21 protein-coding genes are annotated in these 22,549 nt (G+C 52.0%); 11 read left to right on the top strand and 10 right to left on the bottom strand.

Features of this window, described 5'->3' with window-relative positions:
- Positions 1 to 4 precede the first annotated feature (4 nt).
- The 3 genes from ACYVBJ_RS11815 to ACYVBJ_RS11825 form a co-directional block, all read right to left on the bottom strand.
- Positions 5 to 679 (bottom strand): hypothetical protein, encoded by a 675-nt coding sequence (locus ACYVBJ_RS11815; RefSeq protein WP_460982505.1) that lies wholly within the window; start codon positions 677 to 679, stop codon positions 5 to 7.
- Between the two features lie 178 nt (positions 680 to 857).
- Positions 858 to 2,582: a GMC oxidoreductase gene (locus ACYVBJ_RS11820; RefSeq protein WP_460982506.1), complete on the bottom strand. Its 1,725-nt coding sequence runs from the start codon at positions 2,580 to 2,582 to the stop codon at positions 858 to 860.
- Positions 2,583 to 2,675: 93 nt separating this feature from the next.
- A complete protein-coding gene (locus ACYVBJ_RS11825; protein ID WP_460978002.1) occupies positions 2,676 to 3,314 on the bottom strand; it encodes a gluconate 2-dehydrogenase subunit 3 family protein in 639 nt (212 codons plus the stop codon).
- 389 nt (positions 3,315 to 3,703) lie between these two features.
- Between ACYVBJ_RS11825 and ACYVBJ_RS11830 the strand changes: the two genes are divergently transcribed.
- From ACYVBJ_RS11830 to ACYVBJ_RS11840, 3 genes are all read left to right on the top strand, one after another.
- Positions 3,704 to 5,992, top strand: a complete 2,289-nt coding sequence (locus ACYVBJ_RS11830) for a hypothetical protein (protein WP_460982507.1) — start codon at positions 3,704 to 3,706, stop codon at positions 5,990 to 5,992.
- A 21-nt stretch (positions 5,993 to 6,013) separates the two neighbouring features.
- A complete protein-coding gene (locus ACYVBJ_RS11835; protein ID WP_460982508.1) occupies positions 6,014 to 6,769 on the top strand; it encodes an SDR family oxidoreductase in 756 nt (251 codons plus the stop codon).
- A gap of 97 nt (positions 6,770 to 6,866) precedes the next feature.
- The gene (locus tag ACYVBJ_RS11840) at positions 6,867 to 7,988 is read left to right on the top strand and encodes a glycoside hydrolase family 130 protein (protein ID WP_460982509.1); all 1,122 of its coding nucleotides are present in this window, start codon (positions 6,867 to 6,869) and stop codon (positions 7,986 to 7,988) included.
- Between the two features lie 78 nt (positions 7,989 to 8,066).
- On the opposite strand, the gene ACYVBJ_RS11845 is transcribed toward ACYVBJ_RS11840, so the two are convergent.
- Together ACYVBJ_RS11845 and ACYVBJ_RS11850 are read right to left on the bottom strand one after the other, a co-directional pair.
- Complete coding sequence (locus ACYVBJ_RS11845) at positions 8,067 to 9,254, bottom strand: M20 metallopeptidase family protein (protein WP_460982510.1); 1,188 nt, start codon at positions 9,252 to 9,254, stop codon at positions 8,067 to 8,069.
- 50 nt (positions 9,255 to 9,304) lie between these two features.
- Positions 9,305 to 10,000 (bottom strand): RDD family protein, encoded by a 696-nt coding sequence (locus ACYVBJ_RS11850; RefSeq protein ID WP_460982511.1) that lies wholly within the window; start codon positions 9,998 to 10,000, stop codon positions 9,305 to 9,307.
- Positions 10,001 to 10,156: 156 nt separating this feature from the next.
- Here ACYVBJ_RS11850 and ACYVBJ_RS11855 point away from each other — a divergent pair, with 156 nt between their 5' ends.
- The 8 genes from ACYVBJ_RS11855 to ACYVBJ_RS11890 are packed head-to-tail and all read left to right on the top strand — an operon-like array spanning position 10,157 to position 18,234.
- Entirely contained in the window at positions 10,157 to 11,119 is a 963-nt protein-coding gene (locus ACYVBJ_RS11855) for a stage II sporulation protein M (protein WP_460982512.1), read from the top strand.
- Positions 11,112 to 12,005 (top strand): hypothetical protein, encoded by an 894-nt coding sequence (locus ACYVBJ_RS11860; RefSeq protein WP_460982513.1) that lies wholly within the window; start codon positions 11,112 to 11,114, stop codon positions 12,003 to 12,005. Before ACYVBJ_RS11855 ends, ACYVBJ_RS11860 begins: the two co-directional genes overlap by 8 nt.
- Positions 12,005 to 12,781, top strand: coding sequence for a DUF4129 domain-containing protein (locus ACYVBJ_RS11865; RefSeq protein ID WP_460982514.1), 777 nt, complete (start codon positions 12,005 to 12,007; stop codon positions 12,779 to 12,781). The genes ACYVBJ_RS11860 and ACYVBJ_RS11865 overlap by 1 nt, the downstream gene beginning before the upstream one ends.
- Before the next feature lie 13 nt (positions 12,782 to 12,794).
- Positions 12,795 to 13,985: a DUF4350 domain-containing protein gene (locus tag ACYVBJ_RS11870; RefSeq protein WP_460982515.1), complete on the top strand. Its 1,191-nt coding sequence runs from the start codon at positions 12,795 to 12,797 to the stop codon at positions 13,983 to 13,985.
- Positions 13,986 to 14,025: 40 nt separating this feature from the next.
- The gene (locus ACYVBJ_RS11875; protein WP_460982516.1) at positions 14,026 to 15,000 is read left to right on the top strand and encodes an AAA family ATPase; all 975 of its coding nucleotides are present in this window, start codon (positions 14,026 to 14,028) and stop codon (positions 14,998 to 15,000) included.
- Positions 14,997 to 16,073 (top strand): hypothetical protein, encoded by a 1,077-nt coding sequence (locus tag ACYVBJ_RS11880; RefSeq protein WP_460982517.1) that lies wholly within the window; start codon positions 14,997 to 14,999, stop codon positions 16,071 to 16,073. Before ACYVBJ_RS11875 ends, ACYVBJ_RS11880 begins: the two co-directional genes overlap by 4 nt.
- Positions 16,070 to 16,891, top strand: coding sequence for a tetratricopeptide repeat protein (locus ACYVBJ_RS11885; RefSeq protein ID WP_460982518.1), 822 nt, complete (start codon positions 16,070 to 16,072; stop codon positions 16,889 to 16,891). Before ACYVBJ_RS11880 ends, ACYVBJ_RS11885 begins: the two co-directional genes overlap by 4 nt.
- Positions 16,888 to 18,234 carry a DUF58 domain-containing protein gene (locus tag ACYVBJ_RS11890; RefSeq protein ID WP_460982519.1) on the top strand — a complete coding sequence of 449 codons (1,347 nt, stop codon included), beginning with the start codon at positions 16,888 to 16,890 and terminating at the stop codon, positions 18,232 to 18,234. Before ACYVBJ_RS11885 ends, ACYVBJ_RS11890 begins: the two co-directional genes overlap by 4 nt.
- Here ACYVBJ_RS11890 and ACYVBJ_RS11895 read toward each other — a convergent pair.
- The 5 genes from ACYVBJ_RS11895 to ACYVBJ_RS11915 all read right to left on the bottom strand — a co-directional run bounded on the left by ACYVBJ_RS11895 (position 18,231) and on the right by ACYVBJ_RS11915 (position 22,464).
- Positions 18,231 to 18,449: a hypothetical protein gene (locus ACYVBJ_RS11895; protein ID WP_460982520.1), complete on the bottom strand. Its 219-nt coding sequence runs from the start codon at positions 18,447 to 18,449 to the stop codon at positions 18,231 to 18,233. The two genes, ACYVBJ_RS11890 and ACYVBJ_RS11895, sit on opposite strands and share 4 nt — an antisense overlap.
- Positions 18,450 to 18,454: 5 nt before the next feature.
- The gene (locus tag ACYVBJ_RS11900; RefSeq protein ID WP_460982521.1) at positions 18,455 to 19,081 is read right to left on the bottom strand and encodes a Uma2 family endonuclease; all 627 of its coding nucleotides are present in this window, start codon (positions 19,079 to 19,081) and stop codon (positions 18,455 to 18,457) included.
- Between the two features lie 82 nt (positions 19,082 to 19,163).
- A complete protein-coding gene (tatC, locus tag ACYVBJ_RS11905; RefSeq protein ID WP_460982522.1) occupies positions 19,164 to 20,030 on the bottom strand; it encodes a twin-arginine translocase subunit TatC in 867 nt (288 codons plus the stop codon).
- 104 nt (positions 20,031 to 20,134) lie between these two features.
- Positions 20,135 to 21,427: a serine hydroxymethyltransferase gene (locus ACYVBJ_RS11910; protein ID WP_460982523.1), complete on the bottom strand. Its 1,293-nt coding sequence runs from the start codon at positions 21,425 to 21,427 to the stop codon at positions 20,135 to 20,137.
- A gap of 164 nt (positions 21,428 to 21,591) precedes the next feature.
- Positions 21,592 to 22,464 (bottom strand): cupin domain-containing protein, encoded by an 873-nt coding sequence (locus ACYVBJ_RS11915; RefSeq protein WP_460982524.1) that lies wholly within the window; start codon positions 22,462 to 22,464, stop codon positions 21,592 to 21,594.
- Positions 22,465 to 22,549: the final 85 nt, after the last annotated feature.

Consider the following 22,549-nt stretch of genomic DNA (forward strand, 5'->3'; position numbering starts at 1 on the left):
CTGATTACTTATTTGGAGGAGTGGTGGTTGTCGTAGACGACGAAGACGAACGAGATGATTTGCTCTTATTCCGTCGGCTATTGTTTCCCGTCGAACCGCCATTTACCCGATCCGTCGTGTTTGACTGATCCCGGGTACCCATCGTCGTTCCGCTGTTCATCGAACCCGTTCCGGTTGAATACGAGCCCGAATTTGTTGAACCACTACCCGTTGTACCCGTACCGTAGGTTGAGGTACCACCGTTTGTTACAGAACCTGTACCGCTGGTCGAGTTGCCCGTTCCGGCGTTGTTATACTGGCTGCCTGCTCCGGTCGTTGTACCAGTCTGGGGCTGATTCTGATACGTTCCCGTGCCCGTTGTGGTACCGGTTCCGGTGGTCGTGCCTGAATTATAGGTACCTGTTGTTCCCATTGTACCTGAGTTGGTCGTTGGGGGTTGGGTAGTACCCATGGTGCCTGAACCGGTCGTTCCTGTGCCCATCGTACCCGTTCCGGTTGAATTGGTCGTTGGCGGTTGGGTCTGGTACGTACCTGAGTTCGTGCTCGTATTGGAGCCATTTGAATACGTACCTGTGGTCGTACCGGTTGTTCCCGTACCGGTTGAATTGGTCGTCTGTGCGTTCGCATTAAGGGTGATGCCGGCTGCCAGCATACATCCCATTACAATTAATTTTTTCATAGTTGAGTTGTGTTCGCTTATCAAATTTCTTTGACATTCGGATAAATAACACTATTCCGATAGAGTTGTTCGATTTCAGGTTTAAAAAAAATGACAAAACCGCATTGACGGCTCGAATAGGCCAAAAAAAAGCGGCAGATTTTTTGGTCTGCCGCTTTGGTGTAATATACGTATACGCTTACAGGCTCCCCTTCTTCATCTCCTTAACCGCAAAGTCAGCGGCACGGGCTGTTAAGGCCATATAGGTGAGCGATGGGTTTACGCAGGAAGCCGAGGTCATGCAGGCTCCGTCGGTATTGAAGACGTTTTTAACGGCATGAAGCTGATTGTGCGCGTTCAGAACGGACGTCTTGGGATCACGGCCCATGCGCGCCGTACCCATTTCGTGGATACCGATACCAGGGTGTTTCGATTCGTCGTTATACGGCGTTACGTTTTTCAACCCGGCGGCTTCGAGCATTTCGGCCGCATCGTTCATCATGTCGATCCGCATTTTCCGTTCGTTTTCGCCATAAGCGGCATCGAACACGATCAGCGGCAGACCCCACTTGTCTTTCTGGTCAGGCGACAGCGTCATGCGGTTGTTTGGATCGGCAATCATTTCGCCAAATCCACCCAGACTCATTGTCCACGGACCGGGTTTCGTCAGGCTTTCTTTGAAATCAGCCCCAAACCCGTCAACGCCGTTCCCCCGGTTCCAGCCACCCCGACCGGCACCGCCCTGGTAGCCAAAGCCACGGACATAGTCCCGTTTGTCACCGGCCCAGTTCCGGTAGCGAGGTACGTAGACCCCGTTGGCCCGCCGACCGTAGTAGTACTGGTCTTCCATGCCTTCGAAGGTACCCGCAGCACCAACCGCCAGGTGGTGGTCCATGATATTCCGGCCGAGTTGGTCCGACTCATTGCCCATTCCGTTCGGGAAGCGGCTGGACTTTGAATTCATCAGGATAGAGGTGCTGGCAAACGCTGATGCGTTCAGGAAGATAATCCGGGCGAAATACTCCCGTACTTCCTTCGTGTTCTGATCGATTACCCGAACGCCGGTTGCTTTGCCTTTTTTCTCGTCGTACAAGACTTCCGACACGATTGAGTCCGGGCGCAGGGTTAAGCGTCCCGTTTTCATGGCCGCGGGCAACGTTGCCGCCTGCGTGCTAAAGTAAGCACCGTAGGGGCAACCGCGCATACACTGATTCCGGTACTGGCAGGCCGCCCGGCCTAAATCGTAATGCTGCTGTTTTGGATCAGTTAAGTGAGCGGTTCGGCCGATGGTAACGGTACGTTTCGGAAACGCTTTCTCGATTCGCTTTTTCGCTTCTTTCTCCACGCAGTTGAGCTGCATGGGGGGCAGGAAGTTGCCATCGGGTAAAACATCGATCCCGTCTTTATTGCCCGAAACGCCGACGAATGCTTCTACGTACGTATACCAGTGAGCCAGGTCTTCGTAGCGAATCGGCCAGTCGACACCAATACCTTCTTTGGCATTGGCCATAAAATCTTCTTTGTTCCAGCGGTAGCTTTGCCGCCCCCACATGAGCGACCGCCCACCGACGTGGTAACCCCGAATCCAGTCAACCTGACGACCTGGTTTTTCGAGGTATGGATTTTCTTTATCGTTCTCGAAGTGGTGACGCCACTCTTCATTGGCTGTGTAGCCGGTACGCATATTCGCCCAGTATTCTTCGGCGGCCTGCGTCGTAATCCGGCCGCGGTGCGGGAAATCCCACGGATTGTTCGTTGCCGTTACGTAGCCTTCGATGTGTTTAATATCGCGGCCGCGCTCCAGCATCAATACTTTCAGGCCTTTCTGGGTCAGCTCTTTGGCTGCCCAGCCACCCGATATACCTGATCCTACAACGATGGCGTCGTAGGTCATATCTTTTTTAGCGTCAATATTTAGATTCATGATTGAATTGTTTGATTGTTTGGTCGTTTGCTTGTTTATATAGCCCGGCCTGAGAACAACCGAACAAACGCACAGCGAAACAGACAAACAGGATTAGATTGCCCAGGCTTTCTGACCGGGTTTCAGCGGCACGCAGCCATCATAGCGCCCAGGAACCGCTACGTATTCAAGCGCCTGAGTTGCGCCGATTTCTGAAGTGAAGTAACCCGTTAGCGTTAAGTCTTTCAGGATGGTGAAGAAAGGCGTATACGTCTTTTTCGCTTCGGGCATCTGCAAATCGGCCTGGGAGTTCTCTACTTTAGCCGCAGCCCGCTGAGCGGCCATCTTCGCGCGCTGTTGTTTAGCATCCGCTTCGAGTTGCTTCACAATGGCGATGCGCTGCGTTGGATCGAGCTGCACAAAGGCTTTGCCGTAGGCGTCCTGGCTTAGCTTGTTAGTTTGGGCCAGTCCTTCAATAAAACGCTTCTGATCGTCTTGTTTATAGCAGTCTTTCAGGATTATATCGATCACCTCATTCACTTTGGCGGCCTTTGCACCGGGCGTGCTTGTCGTCGGGATAATGGTGTCGGCTAATTCAGCAACGGTCGCGTCCTGATCGGCCGTAAAGAAAAGCGGCTTACCAGTTAAGGCACGCCGGGCAGCCGAGGCTTCGAGCGTGTCGGCCAGCGCGGGCAACGACATCGTTGCGCCAGCCAGCGCGGCTACCCGCATGAGGGCGTCTCTTCTGTTCATGTGCGTAAAGCAGTTATACTTTCAAAATAGAACGATGTAACGAAGTACAAATGTATAAAAATCAAGGACTGAATAGGAGATTTTACAGATATGTTTGCGCAAAATATTCATGCTTTCAGAGAAATAACTTTAGCTTTAAAAGCTGATGTGAGGCTAAACGTAACTGGCTGATTCATAAAGTAAGAAACGACGGGCTGGCAGATGGTGAATGTAACGAATTTCTGACAGCCGGAGACGATTCACTTAAAGCAGATCGCTGCATCAGCGATCTGGAAAATACGATGCGGCTAGCGTTCGCAGCCCATTCTGTTATGTGGTTGGCGGCCTGTTACGAATTGTAACTAACTTTTAGGGAAGAGATAAGTTTAAAGGGGCAAATCATTACGTATATGCCTAAAGCCTCTACATCAAATCAGGGAGTTAGCAGCCAGGTTGTATCGCAATGGACGCTGGGCGTTGAGGAAGAGTTGAAACAGCCTGAAAAACGAAATCCGGCTCCCCTGTCGATCTCCATCGGGAAACTGGAAACCTGCCTGGACGCTACGTCGTTCTGGGTGATCTTCAGCTTTCCCAAAGGCGGGAAGCTGGCATTACGGACCTGCTTCGACCCTGGTAGGCTTACGTCCTGTGCGGCACACCCGGAAAATGATACGTGCATCCGGTACCAGATCGAGGGCGCACTGGGGGTGTTTACGGTGCGGGTTGAGTGGCCAAACCCCGATCAACCCATGCTGCATTATACAACATCCCTTCGTTCGCATCAGAGTTTTACGCTGGAATCGTTGCCCCGCGATGTGTATGTACTGGACGCACACTACCAACCCCACGAAACTGTGGGTCGGGTTTACACGTCCCAGAACGGGCCTACGTCGGGTACCGTCTTCTTTTCCGTCGACCAGCCACGTACCGGTACAGTGCTGTATTTTCAGAATCTGACCGCCCTGAACGCGTATTGTCAGCAGACACAAACGGACCCCAGTGGTACTGTAGGGGTGCAATGGCCAGAACTTGGTCTTTCGTTGCCTACGTCTGAGAAACCATTGATTGGCGGAAAAGAGCTGGTCATTTCGGATGCGTACCTGTTCTTGACCGAAACCATTCCGGTCGACGAATACGAAGCGGCCGATCACTTTCTGGAAGCGATTGCTCAGATCTACCGATACATTCCCAAGCCCAAAACTGAGTACTACGACTGGCCATCGGCCGCTACGCAGACCCTGCGAACGCTGGCGTCGTCGGATGCCTGCGGTCGGCGAATCAACGGCAAATTTTACCTCAACGCCTACGTCGGTTCGGATTACAAGCCGCCCGAGAGTATGGTACAGATGGCGATTTTACTGCCGCTGCTGGACTATCAAATCTGGACGGGTAATTCGGTAGACCTCGCGGATCAGCTTCGGAAAAGTGTTTACTCCTTTTTCGATCAGAAACTGGGCACGATTGTCCGGTGGCTACCCGGCACTGACTTTACGAAGGCGGATGCTGACCTAAGCGAGGAAGAAGATCAGGTCCGGATGGATTCCTGGTATTTACTGTATAGTCTACTGAACCTGGGGCGACTCGCTAAATCGGGCGACCAAGAAGCGCAGAAGATGTTTCTACGCTCACTGGTATTCGTTATTAAGGCCGCGCATCACTTTGACTATGAGTGGCCGGTTTTTTACAATATACACAGCCTGAAAGTATACAAAGACAAACCAAAGCCCGGCACTACGGGTGAGCACGACGTGCCCGGTCTGTTTACGCACGTAATGATTCAGGCTTATGAGCTTACGCAGGATGAAAAGTATTTGAAAGAAGCCGAAACATCGGCCCGAATGCTGATGGGCAAAGGCTTCGAACTGCTTTATCAGACCAACAACACCATTATGAGCGCGGTAACGATGGCTAAACTCTGGCGGATCACCAGCAACCGGCTGTATTTTGATCTGAGTAAAGTATGCATGGCCAGTGTCGTTGCTAAGATGTGGATGTGGGATTGTCAGTTCGGGTATGCCAAACACTATACTACGTTCATGGGGGTATCCTGCCTTCAGGATGCGGAGTACGTAGCGTCTTACGAAGAGGAAGAAGCGTTTTCTGCGGCCCTGGAATACCTGAAGCTGGTCGAACTCGAGGTGTCGCCTGCGCTGGGCATGCTACTGGCCGAGTACATGAAGTACCTGCTACACCGCGGTCGGTATTATCTGCCGGCCGAATTGCCCGACGATGCGGTTGCCGATGAACCCCGCGAGGGCCACATTCAGCCTATGTTGCCGATTCCACTCGAAGATTTACGAACCGGCTGGCAGCAGGCGGGTCAGGTTGGCCAGGAAGTATACGGCAGCGCCAGTGCCCTGGTTTTAGCAACCAGCGCTTACCTGCGCCTGCCCAGCGTTCCGGTCATCATTTACACCGAGTATCCCATCCTCAGGGCTGATTTTCGGAACCGAACGGCTGGGAGCGGGGAGGTTACGTTCACGATTTCCGGCACGGAAGACTTCACCTGTCGCCTTCGCGTGCTGGCGAATCAGAAGCGTTTGCCCCTGGTTCGTCTGGTTCAGTTAACGGCCGGTACGGAGCGCGAATGTAAAGCCGAAGCTCACACCGATGACCTCTACGAGTTTCGGGTGCCGGGTGGTTCCCGATTCCGAATCGATTGGGAACGAAAGCCAACAAGCCGGACGAAAAAAAGTTGATTATAACCAACATACAACGCTATGGAAAATCGCAAAGGACACACGCAGGTAGAGCCCTTAGAGGGGAAACGGATTCTGATTACCGGTGGTACCACCGGTATCGGGCAGGCTATTGCCATTTTGCTGGGCTCCTACGGGGCTCATGTATTTACGATGGGTCGTCACCAGAAGCAGCTCGACGAAGCCCTGGGCCGGATTCGGGAAGCCGGTGGGCAGGCCGATGGCATGATCGCTGATCTATCGAAACAGGAAGAGGTTGAACGCGTGTTTCAACAGGCGGATCAGATATTAGGGGGCCTCGATATTTTTATTAGCAACGCAGCTCTGGCCGCCGAATCAATCGCTGATATGGATAATGCCCAGTGGCGGAACGTAGTTGAAACGAATCTGTTAGGCTACATGGCCTGCACCAAAGAAGCCGTTTCGCGAATGCAGCAAGGCAAAAAGGGCCATATTGTGTTTATTGGTTCCATGAGCGCCGACGTTCGGGAGGGTGGTAGTTCGGTGTACGTAGCTACGAAAACGGGTATTCAGGGGTTTGCCGAGGCACTCCGCAAGGAAGTCAACGAACAAGGTATAAAAGTAAGCCTGATTGAACCCGGTAAAGTGAAGTCTGATATTCATGGTACCACCGCTGAAGAACAAAGGCCCGAAATCGAGAAAGAAGAAATGCTCCTGGCCGAAGACATTGCCGTTGCCGTTCATTACGTATTGACGCAGCCGCACCGGTGCGATGTGGTATCGATGCAGATTCGGCCACACATGCAGCTAATCTAAGTATTTGATTAATCTCGTCCTGTTAACGTAACCTTTCTGCTACGCGAACAGGACGGTTTTTCGTGTTCTCTCATTTCAGTACGTAGCGCCTGAACGTATGACTTTCCCAACTGACCTGATTGTCTTCGGCCCAAACGATGTTGACCTGCACTATTCACCGTTTCGAAATACGATCCAGGCTGAAACGTACGTGTTAGGGGCTTTTAATCCGGGACTGGCCCGTTTACCCAACGGGAATCTGCTCATCATGGTTCGGGTGGCCGAAGCGTTACGTCAGCCTATTGTTGGTACGCATATTCATACCATTCGCTGGGATGCGCAGGCTGGATACGTCTTGGATGAATACCTGTTAGATCAGGTGAATGCAGCTGACCCACGGAAATTTCAGGTACTCAATTACCCGGTTCGGGTGATGGCGTTGACGTCGTTATCTTGGCTGCTGCCCGTTGAGTTAAATGAAGACGGCACTAAAGTGCGGCAAGTTCATTACGACAAGATTATTGCTCCGCAGAAAACGTATCAGGAATACGGTGTCGAAGACGCCCGCATTACGAAGGTTGACGATACGTATTACATGACGACCTGTTCGGTCAGCGCCGAGCGACATAGCACAACGCTCTACACCTCGACCGACGGGCTGAATTATACGTTGCAGGGCATTATTCTGGACCACCAGAACAAAGACATGGTCTTGTTTGAAGGCAAGGTCAATGACAAATTCTTCGCGCTGACCCGACCGCTCGGCGACTTGTATTTTGCGTATGCGCCAGGCAGTCCGTATCTGCCGGGGCCAGCCATTAACCTGTCCCAATCGCCGGATGCACTTCACTGGAAACCCATCGATGAGCCCTTTATCCGGCCCAGACGAGCGTCTACATCGACCTCGAAAATTGGTGGAGGAACCCAGCCCATTCTGACCGATAAAGGTTGGCTGCTGCTGTACCACGGCGTTGAGCGACAGGGTATAGTCGGTATTTACCGGACATTCTGGGCCTTGCTCGACGCCAACGACCCTACCACGATTCTGCGGCTCGAAGATCAGACGCCCATTCTTGAATCGCGACCTGATTTACTTGAAGAGTTGAAAGAACAGATGTACGTTTCCGACGTCGTGTTCACGACGGGTATCCTCGACGCCGGAGATTATTACATTGTTGCTTCTGGTGAGGTCGATCTAGCCTGCCGGATTACGCACATTCCGAAGGACGTGTTCGACTAATAGCGGGTGATTTTAGTCACCCGCTATTGAAGTAAGCAATCGTGTACAATAGTATTCTTGGAGTACGCTCATGCTACTTTATACGGTGTTCAACTCCTGAACGGCCAGCCAGCTCATTAGTCCGGCACCGGTTTCCAGAGCGGCTTCGTCGATGTCGAAGGTAGGGGTGTGAACGCCCGAGGTAATGCCACGCGCTTCGTTGCGGGTACCGAGTCGGTAAAAGCAGGAGTCAACGACCTGCGAGTAGAACGCAAAATCTTCACCCGCCATCCAGAGGTCCAGGTCAACCACGTTTTGGGCCCCCATGTAGTCAACTGCCTGTGCCCGTAGTCGGCGGGTAAGTTCAGGATGATTCTGGAGATAAGGATACCCGTGCACAATCTCAAATTCGCACGAGCCGCCCATCGCTTCGGCTATGCCTTCGGCCAGCTTAACCATACGGCGTTTTCCTTCAGCGCGCCATTCTTCGTTCATGCACCGGAATGTACCCTGAATGGTCACTTCGTTCGGGATTACGTTGGTTACACCGTCGGCAATGAATCGCCCGAATGATAGGACTGACGGGCTGGCCGGGGGCCGGTTACGGCTAATGATCTGCTGCAAGGCTACGATGATATGCGAGGCAATCAGAACCGGATCGACCAGATTATCGGGCATGGCCGCATGACCGCCCTTACCCCGAACGGTTAGGTACAGCTCGTCAGTACTGGCCATATACATGCCTTCCCGGAAGCCGATTTTGCCCACCGGAATATTCGGCGCTACATGCTGACCAATCATGCTCACCGGAGCCGGATTCTGTAAAACACCTTCCTTAATCATCAGTGACGCCCCGCCCGGCGCTTTCTCTTCGCCCGGTTGAAATACCAGCTTCACGGTACCCTCAAACTGGTCGCGCAGGACGTGCAGAATACGGGCCACACCCAGCAGACTCGCCGTATGCGCATCGTGTCCGCAGGCATGCATAACCCCGTCGACCGTTGATTTATACGGTACGTCGTTCGCTTCGTGGATAGGCAGCGCATCCATATCGGCGCGTAGTCCCACTACTTTACTGCCTGCGTTACGTCCTTCTATAATGGCAACCAAACCCGTGTCCGCTACGCCTTCCTGGGGCGTTATGCCAATGGCTTTAAGCTGATCGGCCACAAAGCGGGCGGTGTTTCGTTCGTGAAACGAGAGTTCGGGATGCGCGTGCAGATGCCGACGCGTCTGCACAATATCAGCCGCATACTGGCGGGCGAGTGATTTGATTGATTCGAGCATACATAACGCGGGTAGAAACCGCTGATTAAGTTAGCGGGAGCAAGCCCGCGTTACTGTGTTGTTATAAACTGATAATCGGTGATGACCGTTTCCAGAAACGCCCGGCTTTGCAGGCTGCTTTCAATTCCGGTCACTTCCCGAATCTTATCGGCTGTGCGCATCAGCACACCCTCATCACCCCGGCGTAATACTTCCCGCACTACGCTGATGTCCCGGTCGGTCAGCAGACGTACATCAGGAAACTGCACAACGTAGTTATCAGGTAAGGGACTGGTCAGCACATCGTCTAAAGTAGTTGCCGGTTTTAGTCGAACGACGGTTGTGCCGGCGGCAATATCGCCTAACCGCTGGCCTTTTCCGTTGGCCGCCACCGTAATGATGGGGATAAGTCCGCCCAGGAATGCCACTGACTCCACGATACGTAACACCCACCGGATCAAATAGGCGCCTAAGTTCGGCGGAGAGCCGTCTAGTTTAACGACCCGGATGCCCATCGCCAGTTTACCGACGCTACGTCCGTTCAGCAGCCATTCGCACAGCAGGTCGTAAAAAACGATAGGAAGCACGAATAAGGCGCTGTAGAATCTTCCGACCTGAACGTTTAATCCGGCCGTTACGGCTGCCAGTAGCAGAAACCAGCCCAAAAAAACCAGGTAGTCGATCAGCGTGGCCAGAATCCGTTCGCCAATGCTGGCGGGTTCGTATTCGAGCAGAACATTTTGAGACGTGCGGACAGCAACGGACATGAATAAAGCGATCAGGTAAGGGTCAGTCGACGCACAGGCTCCGACTAGTTTTCAAAAATAGTATCCAGACGCTTTGCCGTTCGCACATTATTTGCCAAATTTTCGCTTTCGGCCATCCCGAACCTTACTAACAACGAATCTACAGAGCAACTGGCTATGCGTGAAGCCCTTTTTGTGAAACGTAACACCGAAAAGTGGAAAGACATTGAGGCTAAGCTGACCACAAAAACAGCCCAGGCCAACCCCGACGAGTTAACCAAGCAATTCATTGAACTGACCGATGATCTGTCGTATGCCCGCACGTTTTATCCCGACTCGAACGTAACGCGCTACCTGAACGGACTGGCGGCTCAGGTGCACCGGGGGCTCATGCAGAACCGGCACGAAGAGCGGGGACGGCTCATTACGTTCTGGAAATATGAACTACCACTTCTGTTTCGGCAGTCGCACCGGCTGCTGGCGGTTTCGGCTTTGGTTTTCGTGCTGGCTGGGGTGCTGGGCTGGGTATCGGCGGCTCACGACAATACGTTCGTACGGCTGATTCTGGGCGATCAATACGTCAACATGACGCTCGAAAACATCAAGAAGGGAGATCCCTTAGGCGTGTACAACAGCAGCGATCAGGCGACCATGTTTATCCAGATCACCCTCAACAACATTTTTGTTGCCTTCCGAACGTTCATATTTGGGTTGTTCGCTTCGTTCGGTACGATTGCTATGCTGTTCTATAACGGTGTGATGCTGGGCTCGTTCCAGTATTTCTTCTACGAGCGGGGCTTATTACTGGACTCAATTCTAAAAATCTGGATTCACGGAACGCTCGAAATATCGGCGATTGTGATTGCGGGGTGCGCCGGCCTGACGGTTGGCAATAGTCTGTTGTTTCCTGGTACGTATTCCCGGCTGGAGTCGTTTAAACGAGGCATCAAACAAGGGTTGAAGATTGCGGTCGGGCTGGTTCCTATTTTTATTACGGCTGGCTTTCTGGAGAGTTTTATTACGCGGTTAACGCTGCCCCCGCTTGTTAGTGGAAGCATCATTCTGGTGTCAGCGGCATTCATCATCTGGTATTTTATTCTGTACCCAATTTATCTAAACCGAAGCCTGGGCCATGATTAACCTTTTCCAGCAACGCGACTTTGGCGATAAGATCAACGTTACGTTTCAATACGTCTCCCAGAATTTCCGCAGTCTGGGTTTGGCGTTGCTTTACATTGTGGGGCCGGTTGCCCTGATCGCCGGTATTGCTTCCGGGATTCTTCAGTCGAATGTGCTGAACTTGTCCCGGCGCAGCGCTGACTTTGATCCGGAGAATAACCCAACGGCGGTTTTTGGCCTGATGAGCAGCATCTTTTCGCCCGCGTTCTGGGTGACGATCCTCTTCAGTATTCTGGCGATTCTGGTGGTGAGTCTGACCACTTACGCCCACATGAAGGTGTACGCTCGAAAAAATGGCGGGTTTGTTACCGTTGCCGAAGTCTGGGAGGAGATGCAGCCGGTTATCGGGCGCGGTTTAGTCATCAGTCTGCTGGGCTCCATCATTACGGGGGTTGGCTTCTTATTTTTTGTCATTCCTGGCGTTTACGTAGCCATTGTGCTTGTGCTGGCGCTGGCCGTTACCACATTCGAGGGGACCGACTTTGGTCCGACCTGGGATCGTTGCTTTAAACTTATTCGCGATAAATGGTGGTCGACCTTTGGGCTCGTGCTGGTCATGGGCATTATTTCGGGAATTGTCGGCTTAATTTTCACGCTACCGGCGGGTATCATCAACTTTCTGGTTGCGGCCAAGCTCCTACCCAACGTATCAGGCTTCTGGATTGTGCTGGGCAACGTAATCGGTACGGTAGGCGGTACGCTCCTGCGCAGTTTAATTTATGTAGCGATTGGATTTCAATACACGAACTTAGTGGAGCGCCAGGAGGGGCGGGGGCTGCTCTCGGCGATTGATTCTATCGGCACAACGCCAACCCAGCCCCGAGCTACGGATGAGGGCGATTATTAATGAAAAAGATACGGTTTTACTGGCAGAATGGCTTTACGCGCCACATTAGCTACTTTCTGGTTTTACTGATAGGCCTGGCTAAGCCGATTAGTGCTGGAGCGCAGCAGAAACCAGCGTCGGTAACCACAGTTCAGGCACCCGATGACCGCGCTCCAATGCGGGTACGCTACCCCGTGCCCAACCGGCTGAAGGAGTATCAGACAGACCGGGATTATCAGTACGGCCGTGATGTGGCCCCGCCCGATAATCCCTTTGCCCGGTTTATTGATTATCTGTACCGTCGACTCGCGAATTTTTTGAGCAGCGAAGCCTACCAGAATTTCTGGCAGTACGTAGTATTGGCCTGTATTGCCGGGCTGGTAATCTATCTGCTTCTGAAAGCTGAGGTGTTCACGTATCTGTTTCCGAAGAAAGCAATGACCGGTTCACTGGATTACGAAGACATTGCCGAAAATATTCACGAGATTAACTTCGACCAGGCTATTGAAGAGGCTATTAACCAGCGAAGTTTTCGACTGGCGGTCCGCCTGCTTTATCTACAGTCGCTGAAGCGCCTAACCGACGCCGGGCTGATTCAGTATAAACCTGATAAAACGAATCGGCAGTACGTCAGTGAACTGGCGGGCTCACCGCTTCAGGCCGATTTTGAGCGATTGACGCAGCAGTTTGAATTCGTCTGGTACGGCGATTTTCCGGTCGACGAAGCGCGTTTTCTGGCCATCCGGGATCAGTTCAGACGGTTCAACTCATCGCGGCTCAATCCCGTAAACGCTTAATCCCACAATCCCTTTGCTGAAGGCCAACAAATACCTGCTCATACTTCTGGCGACGATCGTCTCTTACATGCTCTTTGAGTATTACCGGCCGAAGCCGATTGACTGGCAGCCTACGTACGAGAACGACGACAAAATTCCGTTTGGCACCCAGGCGTTGTATGAACTCTTACCAGATCTGATGCAGCAGCCTGCGGTGCAAACGGTGCGGTTGCCGGTTTATAATTTTTTCTCTGAAACGAAGCTGCCAAGACCAAGCAACTACGTCGTGATCTGCCGCGATTTCAATGCCGACCGAAACGACCAGCGGCTGCTGTTGCGTTACGTTAGCCAGGGCAATAATGCGTTGATCTCAGCGTATGATTTTCCGGATTCTCTTGGCGTAGCGCTTGGGTTCAAAGCCGAGGTTCAGGAGCCCAATAAAGCCGATACAACCTTACGCCAAAACTTCGTTAATCCCCAGTTGCGCACGGCTAAAGGCTATAATTTTTTTCATGACGACGGCCGGAATTACCTGATCATCCAGAAGGCCAGGAACATTACTGTATTGGGATGTAATGCCCGAAAAGAACCTGTTTTTATCAGAGTTCAGTACGGCAAAGGACAGTTCTTTATCCATAATCTGCCTCTGGCGTTTACCAATTATTACGTGCTCGACCAGATAACGTCGGACTACGCGTTTAAGGCCTTATCGTATTTACCGGCCTTACCAACGTACTGGGACGAGTACCAGAAGCAGGGCCGATTTGATGAGGAGCAGCAGTCGATTCTACGTTACGTTCGTTCGCAACCCGGGCTGAACTGGGCGTATTACCTGATCGTATTCGGCCTTATTTTCTACGCTATTTTCGCCGGTAAACGAACGCAACGTGTTATTCCGGTTGTCGAACCCATTCAAAACACATCATTGGATTTCGTCAAAACCGTTGGGCGGTTATATTTTCAGCAGGGCGATCATGATAATCTGGCTCGTCAGAAGGTTCAGTATTTTCTGGCGGAACTGCGCGACCGCTATGGATTGAATACAAACAACCTTGACAACGAGTTTACGCAGACACTGGCCCGTAAGAGTGGGGCTTCGCTGGAAGAAACCAACGAACTGGTCAGGCAACTACGTAACGTTCAGAAACGTATTGATCTTTCCGAACATGATTTACTTGCGCTCAACGACGCTATCGAAAAATTCAATAAACTTATAACTGTGTAATTTTGGTCATCCCGCCAATCAGGATGATAAACCTACAAGCATGACTCCATTTGAATCTCGTATAGATCTTACCCCGCTCACAGCCGCCATCGACGCGATCCGCGCCGAAGTTGGTAAAGTCATCGTCGGGCAGCAGCAAACGATTGATCTGCTGCTAACCGCGCTTCTGGCCGATGGGCACGTATTGATCGAAGGCGTTCCGGGCGTAGCCAAAACCCTCACGGCGAAGTTGTTGGCCCGGACGATGTCGGTCGATTTCAGCCGCATTCAGTTTACGCCTGATCTGATGCCGTCGGACGTGCTTGGTACGTCGGTGTTCATGCCTAAAACCGGCGACTTTCAGTTCCGGCAAGGGCCTATCTTTTCGAACATCGTCTTGATCGACGAAATCAACCGCGCTCCCGCCAAAACGCAGGCGGCTTTGTTTGAAGTGATGGAGGAGCGCCAGGTGACCAACGACGGTACAACCTATCACCTCAGTGAGCCATTCATGGTGCTGGCGACGCAGAACCCGATCGAGCAGGAGGGGACCTACCGGCTGCCCGAAGCACAGCTCGACCGGTTTTTATTCAAGATTGTTGTTGGTTATCCGGCAACCAATGAGGAGGTGGATATTTTACGGGGTCACCACCAACGCCGTAACCTGACCGATGCTGTAGCTGCGGTAAGTGCGGTACTAACTGCTGACCAATTAGCAACGCTACGCAATCAGGTTCATCAGGTTAATGTTGAGGGCACACTCTTCGAATACATTGCCAAAATTGTACAGGCTACCCGGGCGAACAAGTCGCTGTACCTGGGTGCGTCCCCCCGCGCTTCGGTAGCTATACTCAACGGGGCAAAAGCCCTTGCAACGCTCCGGGGACGCGATTTCATTACGCCCGAAGATGTGCAGGAACTTGCGGTTCCGGTGCTTCGGCATCGCATTTTACTCACGCCCGAGCGGGAGATGGAAGGCGGTACGGCCGATGACGTTGTCGCGCAGCTCGTCCAGAAAATTGAGGTTCCGAGATGAAGAGGGCTGTCTGGCTGTCCGTTTGCTTGTGGGTTTGCCAGCTTGTAGCTGCGCAGACGCCAACGCATGAACAACTGGTTGGCACCTGGATTGGCATTCATACGGAAGTTGACCTGGACACGTACTGCCCGCTGCCCATCTACCTGCAACTGGATGCCGACAGTACGTATCATTTCGGAATGGTTGATGGCTCGGCAACTGAGCGATTGTCAACCTGGGCTGTTACAAGCCAGGCGTTTCGATTGGATACGATTCGATACGCTCCCCGGCTTGTTCATCTGCACAACGACCTGCTCCAACTAGGCGCTTATTACCCCATGCAGTTTCGGCGGTTCCAAAATGTGCCCATCGACTCGGCTAATGCGTATAAGCAAGTTATGGGGCGGACCTGGCAGTCGGACAGCCTGATCGTGAATTTATATGCCAATGGCCGGGTCAGCCTGGAAAATGCCTGCACAAACCAGCGTACGGTGCATTACTGGCGGTTAGCCAGGTTTGGCACATCGATGTTTCTGGTCGTCAACGGAACGCTGTACAATCGCAATGGGGGCTACAAACTGCTTTGGCAGCTTACCGACGTAACCGCCAGCCGGTTTCAGGCAATTGGCTGGAATGGTCGAAGCGTAGCGACTGAAAGCTTCCGGTGTGTTAAGCAGATACCGCCTGGGGACTCCTGTAAGCCAAACGGGTTTCAAACTTGCGCTGCCTGTTTTTCCCGCATGGACAACGGTTTCTTCGGCGGTCGAAATGAAAAATACAACGTAGCGCAACTCGTCAGGACGTATTATCAGCCCGTTAATCAGCCGGGGCAGTCGGGTTTGGTTCGCGTACGGTTTGCGATCAACTGCCAGGGCGAACGCGGTCTGTTCGATGTAGCCGGTTTCGGCGAGGATTATTGTCCCAGATCGTTTGCGGCACAAATTGCCAGTCAGTTGGTGAAAATCTGCCGCGAACACTTACCCGCCGACCTGGCGGTGAACGCGGCTGACCCGGCCGCTTATCGACCGCAGGATTCGGCTATATCACTTACGTTTCGGCTAAAAGATGGCTGTTTGACCGACATTTTACCATGAAGTGGCTCTGCTTGGTTTGCTGGCTGTATTCTTTCTCGGTGCTTGCTCAAACCGGTGAGGAAAGTTTGGATGCATACGCATCTGCGCTTGCCGTTAACCGTACCGTACCGCCTGCGTACGTCTGGGCGGGCTTCAAACGAGCGCAGGCCGGGCCCGATACCGCATCGGTCTCCGGCATAAACTACCGCTTCAGGGCGCTGGGATACGTCCGGCTGCGAGAATACGAACAGGCGGCTTACTGGCTCGAAAAAACGGCTGATCTGTTCCCGAAAGAGCACGGAGCCGTTGGCGAAGTTTATCTATCAATGCTGCACGATTACCCGCGTGCCTTGCAGCACCTCAACGCTTTCGATGCCCTGACGCCGACTTTCGATGATATGATTAACAACAACCCCGTGAGTTATCTGCGTGGCCTGACGTATCGTAGCTTAGGCGATCATTCGAAGGCGATCGAACAGTTTTCAATCAGCATTGAGCCGCTCGAAGCAAAGCACGGTGCCGAATGGGTTAACTACCGGCATTACGTTAGCCGCGCTGTGAGTTACCTGGCCACGCAACAACCCGAAAAAGCCCTGGCTGATCTGGATAAAGCAATCAGGAATTTTAAACGGAGTGCGCTCGTTTTCTATTACCGGGGACAGGCTCTTGTGCAACTTAACCGCCCGGCTGATGCCCGGACGGCTTTTCAGGATGCGTCTTTCTTTTGTAAAGCGCTACGATACGAACGGGCGGGCAACTATCAGGAGGATAGTTTTAACCCCGTTTTTGAGTCGGAGATTGAGGAGGCACTGGCTAATTTAAAAAACGCAAACCATTGAAATTTTTACGATCTGTTTTCGTTGCTACGCGGTTGTGGCTTGCGCTGATCGCCTTTGTGCTGGGGTTCGTTGCCGCCTACGCTTTTCCGGTTTTGCTACCAGTAGTGCAGCTAGGCTTCATCTTGTTTCTGATTGCCATAGGTATAGATGTCTGGCTGTTATTTCGCCAGAAATCAGGCTTTTTCGCCCGGCGCGAAGTGCCCGAACGACTGTCGAACGGCGATGAAAATCCACTGACTATATACCTCGAGAACCGGTATTCTTTCCGCGCTGACGTCGAAGTAATTGACGAGATTCCGCTTCAGTTTCAGCGACGCGATGTTCTGTTCCGGAGTCAGCTTGTGCCGCGCGAAACAAAAGCTATTCGTTATGAGCTGCGACCGACCCGTCGGGGTGAATATAATTTTGGGGCCGTAAACGTATTCGTACTGACCCCTCTGGGTCTGCTGAAACGCCGGTATCAGTTTGAGCAGGGGAAAACGGTGGCCGTGTATCCGTCATTTCTGCAAATGCGGCAGTACGAGCTTTTAGCGGCCACCAACCGCCTGAACGAAGTCGGCGTTAAACGGATTCGACGTATTGGGCATAGCATGGAGTTCGAGCAGGTACGTCCGTATACGACCGGCGACGACGTGCGTACGGTAAACTGGAAAGCTACCGCCCGACGTACCGATCCGCGGGGGGCTTCGCTGATGATTAACGCCTACCAGGACGAACGGTCGCAGCCCATCTACTGCCTGATTGACAAAGGTCGTGTGATGCGATCACCCTTCAATGGGCTGACGTTGCTCGATTACGCCATCAATGCCAGTCTGGTGCTGAGCAATATCGCGCTGATGAAGCAGGATCGAGCCGGCATCCTGACCTTCTCGGATCAGGTGGGTCAACTGGTTTTGGCCGACCGGCGTTCGGGGCACATGCTCAAGATTCTCGAAGTGCTTTACCGTCAGAAAACGCGCTTTCTGGAAACCGATTATGAGAGTTTATACGCTAGTATTCGTACCCACATTCGCCAGCGAAGCCTGCTGCTCCTGTTCACCAACTTTGAAACCGTGAGTGCGCTGCACCGGCAGCTTCCTTATCTCCGCCGACTGGCTAAAGATCATCTGCTCTTGATTATTTTCTTCGAGAACACGGAACTCCGCGCCCTGCTTGATCAGCCTGCTGCGGATACCGAGCAGATTTATCTGAAAACGATCGGGGAGAAGTTTACCTTCGAGAAAAAGCAGATTGTGAAAGAGCTGGCCCAATATGGCATTCAAACCATTCTGACCGCTCCGGAAAACCTGACTGCCAATACGGTCAACAAATACCTTGAACTGAAAGCGCGGGGTATGATCTAATTGTTGCCTAACCCGCCTTTTACTGACTCATAATCGGACTTGATACGTCCCATCTCTTTCGCCAAAAAAGCCTGAAGCTGGCGGTTGAACTCCTGCTTTTCGTCGTCGGGCAAACCTGCGTAGAGGTCTTTTAACTCCTGATTGATTTCGGCTCGTTCAGCGTCAGTGGCTGCGTTAATGGAGCGGTAGTGGTATTTTCTGAAATCGTACTGCATTGTTATTACTCTTCTTCGGGTAGATTGGCGAACACATCGCCTAACCGAACCTGATACTCGTCTATACTTACCTGATCTTCCGGTTTAGAATACGTTGTTTCTAACCCGGCATTTGCCTGATCAGTACGGCGGCACACAACAACTTCACGGTCAAATGTATTAACGAAAATCAATTCATTAACCGTATCCATTTTTTCGTATTGTTGACGCTTGGCGCCCAAGTCGTAGTTCAGCGTGGACTTGGAAAGAATCTCGACGATTAAATATGGGTTTGTGATAATAGACCGGGACTTTCCCTGATAAACAGGCTGGCCTTTTACGACCAGTACATCACCATTGTAATGGCCTTTTTTACCGTCTTCACGAATGCCAGCATTGCTGCCCAGCACGTAATACGGTTTCCCGGGGAAAAAGCCTGTCAAGATATAGTTTATCCAGCTTACCAGTAACTCGTGAATAATTATAGCTAAACCCACAATAACGATATGGCCGTCGTGGTACTCTACGCGATGGTTTGTTTCGGTCAGGAACTCTTCAAACTCTTCCCACGAAGCCGGAATACGAATCAGTTCACCTGCTTCCAGCATAGCCTCCTGTGCGTCGCTGAGCCGTATCTTCTCTAAAGCCTGCATACACGTATTCGTTTACAGTAAATATACCACAACCATCCAGAAACTAAAAGAGCCCTCCTGCGCAGGAGGGCTCTTTTAGTTTCTAAGCATTCTCATTGGTTTCCAGTGCCTGCTGTTCCCTGAGTCGAGCCCGCTGGACGCGTCCAGAGACGAGGATACTAACCTCATACAGTAAGGTTAACGGAAGCGCTACCAGAATCTGGCTATAAATATCAGGAGATGGGGTAATGATACCCGCTACGATCAGAATAACAATCCAGGCATGTTTGCGGTATTCCCGCATGAAGGCCGGAGTCAGAACCCCTACTTTCGAGAGCACAAACGCGATCATGGGCATCTGGAAAATCAGCGCACAACCCAAAGAAAGCGTTACCAGCGTAGAAATATACGATGTAATATCGTACTGGTTCTTAATTTCCGGCGAAATCGTAAAATTAGCTAAGAAGTTGATGGCCAGGGGCGACACGATATAATACCCGAACAGCAGCCCCAGCATAAATAGAAAGGATACGTAGAACACAGCTCCACGGGCGGCCTTTTTTTCGGTTGGCATCAGGCCCGGTTTAATAAAGCGCCACACTTCCCAGAAGGCGTAGGGAAAAGCGAACGATAAGCCGATGATCAGCGACGACGTCATGGCCATCGTGAAGTTATCGGCCATACCCAGTGCCTGCAATTCAAAATTCAGCTTCTTCACGCACAGGTCGGCGTAACCGGTCATGTCCGCCAGCTTACACATCATGCGATACGTCCAGAAGTCCGGGCGCTTAGGGGCAAGAATTACCTTATCAAAGATCTCTTCGATAAAAACGAAGGCAATGATGGCAAACACGAAAATGGAGCCTACAGCACGAATGATATGCCAACGAAGTTCTTCAAGATGATCCAGAAAGGACATCTCTTTGCCTTCAGTGTCAATCTCCTCGTCGGTCAGTTGGTCGAGTGGCATGTGTACTAAAAGAGTGAAAGAGTGAAAGCGTGAAAGAGCGAAGATAAATGGGCATTAGCATATAAGTCACTCATTTCCTCTTCCGCTCTTTCACGCTTTAATGCTTAACTTTTGTAGAGTGGAAACGCTTTCATCCACTCATTAATTTCTTCTTTAACGGTTGCGAGCGTGGCTTCGTCGTCGTGATTCATCAGCACGCGGTCAATATATACGACAATTTGCTCCATGTCCGATTCCTTCAGCCCGCGAGTGGTCATAGCCGCGGTACCAACGCGCATACCTGAGGTAACCATTGGCGACTTATCGTCGAACGGTACCATGTTCTTATTAATAGTAATGTCGGCTTTGATCAGCGTATTTTCGGCCAGCTTACCCGTTAATCCTTTCGAACGCAGGTCGATCAGCATCAGGTGATTGTCCGTGCCGCCCGAAATAATAGCGTAACCGCGGTCAGTGAATGCTTTTGCCATGGCCTGCGCATTGGCTTTCACCTGCACGGCGTACTCGTAGAAATCGTCGGTCAGAGCCTCACCGAAGGCTATGGCTTTAGCCGCAATGATGTGCTCCAGTGGACCGCCCTGCGTACCCGGGAATACGCCCGAATCGAGCAGCGACGACATCAGGCGCGTTTCGCCTTTGGGCGTTTTAATACCGAATGGATTCTCGAAATCAGTCCGCATCATAATCATGCCGCCCCGCGTACCACGTAACGTTTTATGCGTAGTAGTCGTTACGATGTGGGCATGGGCCAGTGGGTCATTCAGCAGGCCTTTCGCAATCAGACCTGCCGGGTGCGATACGTCGGCCAGCAGCAACGCGCCAACTTCGTCGGCAATAGCCCGCAGGCGAGCGTAATCCCAGTCGCGGCTGTAGGCCGACGCGCCACAGATCAGCATCTTTGGCCGTTCGCGTTTTGCCGTTTCTTCCACGACATCGTAATTGATGACGCCTGTTTCCCGCTCTACGCCGTAAAAAGTAGGCCGGAAGTATTTACCCGAAATGTTCACGGGCGAGCCGTGGGTCAGGTGCCCGCCATGCGATAAATCGAAGCCCAGAATTGTATCGCCGGGTTGCAGACACGCCAGAAACACCGCCGTGTTAGCCTGTGCGCCCGAGTGCGGCTGAACGTTAACCCAGCTAGCCCCGAACAGTTCTTTGGCGCGGTCGATCGCAATCTGCTCAACCTGATCAACTACTTCGCAGCCGCCGTAATACCGTTTTCCGGGAAGACCTTCTGCATATTTATTGGTCAGAACGCTTCCGGCTGCTTCCATCACCTGGGGAGACACGAAGTTTTCGGAAGCAATCAGTTCAATACCTGATTCCTGCCGGTGTTGTTCTTTGGCAATCAGGTCAAACACCTGCGTATCGCGGGCGGTGGTGGTCGCGGTCGTCATGCTGCGCGTAGGTTTGTATTTGGTTGTATAAAGCGCTGATGGTCGGCTTCAATTCCATTACGTAGGAGCCCCTCAGACAGTTAGCTTAGTATAGACAAATGTACGGCAGAAAATGGTAGAATCAGGAAGATTTTACGCGGTCGCTCTGCTTTAACTTTAGGGGCTCAGGTACCTCCGCGAACTACAGCTTGGTAGCGCAGGGGCGTCAGACCGGTTTGGCGTTTAAAGTGCCGGTGAAAGTGGGAGATCGTTGTAAAGCCCGATTCGAGTCCAACCTGGCTAATGCTTAGATCCCCCTGGGCTAATAGGTTACGTGCGTAACTGATGCGCAGTTCCGTTACGTATTCAACGAATGTTTTGCGGGTTCGTTTCCGAAAATAGCGGCAGAAAGCGGCCGGCGTCATACCGGCAATGGACGCGACCTGCTCAAGCGGCAGTTCGTCCCGGAAGTGGGTGAGTATACAGTCAAGAATGCGTTTCATGCGTTCTGTCTCAGCCGCGCCAGGTGCCAGCTGATAACCCTCGCTAGCCAGTAGGTATGCATCCCGGTCGGTTGCTAACGTATTCAGAATGGTAAGCAGGCTGACAACCTGCGTTAAAGCCGTATGGGCGGGCAGGGCATCAAGCTCAGCCGCCACCCGCTGGCGCATCGCCGGACTGAAGCATAATCCATAGCGGGCGCGTTCAAACAGCCGCCGAACGGGTTCTGCTTCCGGAATAGCCGCCAGGACCTGCTGATCTAACGTAACGGGAAACTGGATAACTATCGATTCTACCTGTTTATCGGAGTCGGCCTGGTAAAACGACTCATCATTACGCCAGAAATGAGGCAGGTTGGGGCCAAGCAATACCAAATCCCCATCCTGGAAGGATTCAAGATGGTCACCAACAAACCGACGGCCATGCCCCCGGACAATGTAGGTCAGCTCGTATTCGGGATGATAGTGCCAGGGCGCATCGAAATACGCCAACTGAAACCGACGTACCAGAAGCGAGCTACGTTCATTGATGGTCACCTTTTCGAATAGAGCTTTCATACATGCGCTTTCTTACCAGCAAGAACGGAATAGTTAACTGAAAATGGTCAATAATGACTATAAATTGGTGAATGCTGCTTTATTT

It is taken from the genome of Spirosoma fluminis, assembly GCF_054778895.1.

Coding starts and splice junctions, on each gene's coding strand:
- ACYVBJ_RS11895 (WP_460982520.1), bottom strand. CDS start 18,449: ATGCAGTACGATTTCAGAAAATACCACTACCGCTCCATTAACGCAGCC.
- ACYVBJ_RS11840 (WP_460982509.1), top strand. CDS start 6,867: ATGACTTTCCCAACTGACCTGATTGTCTTCGGCCCAAACGATGTTGAC.
- ACYVBJ_RS11880 (WP_460982517.1), top strand. CDS start 14,997: ATGAAGAGGGCTGTCTGGCTGTCCGTTTGCTTGTGGGTTTGCCAGCTT.
- ACYVBJ_RS11850 (WP_460982511.1), bottom strand. CDS start 10,000: ATGTCCGTTGCTGTCCGCACGTCTCAAAATGTTCTGCTCGAATACGAA.
- ACYVBJ_RS11860 (WP_460982513.1), top strand. CDS start 11,112: ATGATTAACCTTTTCCAGCAACGCGACTTTGGCGATAAGATCAACGTT.
- ACYVBJ_RS11865 (WP_460982514.1), top strand. CDS start 12,005: ATGAAAAAGATACGGTTTTACTGGCAGAATGGCTTTACGCGCCACATT.
- ACYVBJ_RS11910 (WP_460982523.1), bottom strand. CDS start 21,427: ATGACGACCGCGACCACCACCGCCCGCGATACGCAGGTGTTTGACCTG.
- ACYVBJ_RS11815 (WP_460982505.1), bottom strand. CDS start 679: ATGAAAAAATTAATTGTAATGGGATGTATGCTGGCAGCCGGCATCACC.
- tatC (WP_460982522.1), bottom strand. CDS start 20,030: ATGCCACTCGACCAACTGACCGACGAGGAGATTGACACTGAAGGCAAA.
- ACYVBJ_RS11835 (WP_460982508.1), top strand. CDS start 6,014: ATGGAAAATCGCAAAGGACACACGCAGGTAGAGCCCTTAGAGGGGAAA.
- ACYVBJ_RS11875 (WP_460982516.1), top strand. CDS start 14,026: ATGACTCCATTTGAATCTCGTATAGATCTTACCCCGCTCACAGCCGCC.
- ACYVBJ_RS11900 (WP_460982521.1), bottom strand. CDS start 19,081: ATGCAGGCTTTAGAGAAGATACGGCTCAGCGACGCACAGGAGGCTATG.
- ACYVBJ_RS11845 (WP_460982510.1), bottom strand. CDS start 9,254: ATGCTCGAATCAATCAAATCACTCGCCCGCCAGTATGCGGCTGATATT.
- ACYVBJ_RS11855 (WP_460982512.1), top strand. CDS start 10,157: ATGCGTGAAGCCCTTTTTGTGAAACGTAACACCGAAAAGTGGAAAGAC.
- ACYVBJ_RS11820 (WP_460982506.1), bottom strand. CDS start 2,582: ATGAATCTAAATATTGACGCTAAAAAAGATATGACCTACGACGCCATC.
- ACYVBJ_RS11830 (WP_460982507.1), top strand. CDS start 3,704: ATGCCTAAAGCCTCTACATCAAATCAGGGAGTTAGCAGCCAGGTTGTA.
- ACYVBJ_RS11915 (WP_460982524.1), bottom strand. CDS start 22,464: ATGAAAGCTCTATTCGAAAAGGTGACCATCAATGAACGTAGCTCGCTT.
- ACYVBJ_RS11825 (WP_460978002.1), bottom strand. CDS start 3,314: ATGAACAGAAGAGACGCCCTCATGCGGGTAGCCGCGCTGGCTGGCGCA.
- ACYVBJ_RS11885 (WP_460982518.1), top strand. CDS start 16,070: ATGAAGTGGCTCTGCTTGGTTTGCTGGCTGTATTCTTTCTCGGTGCTT.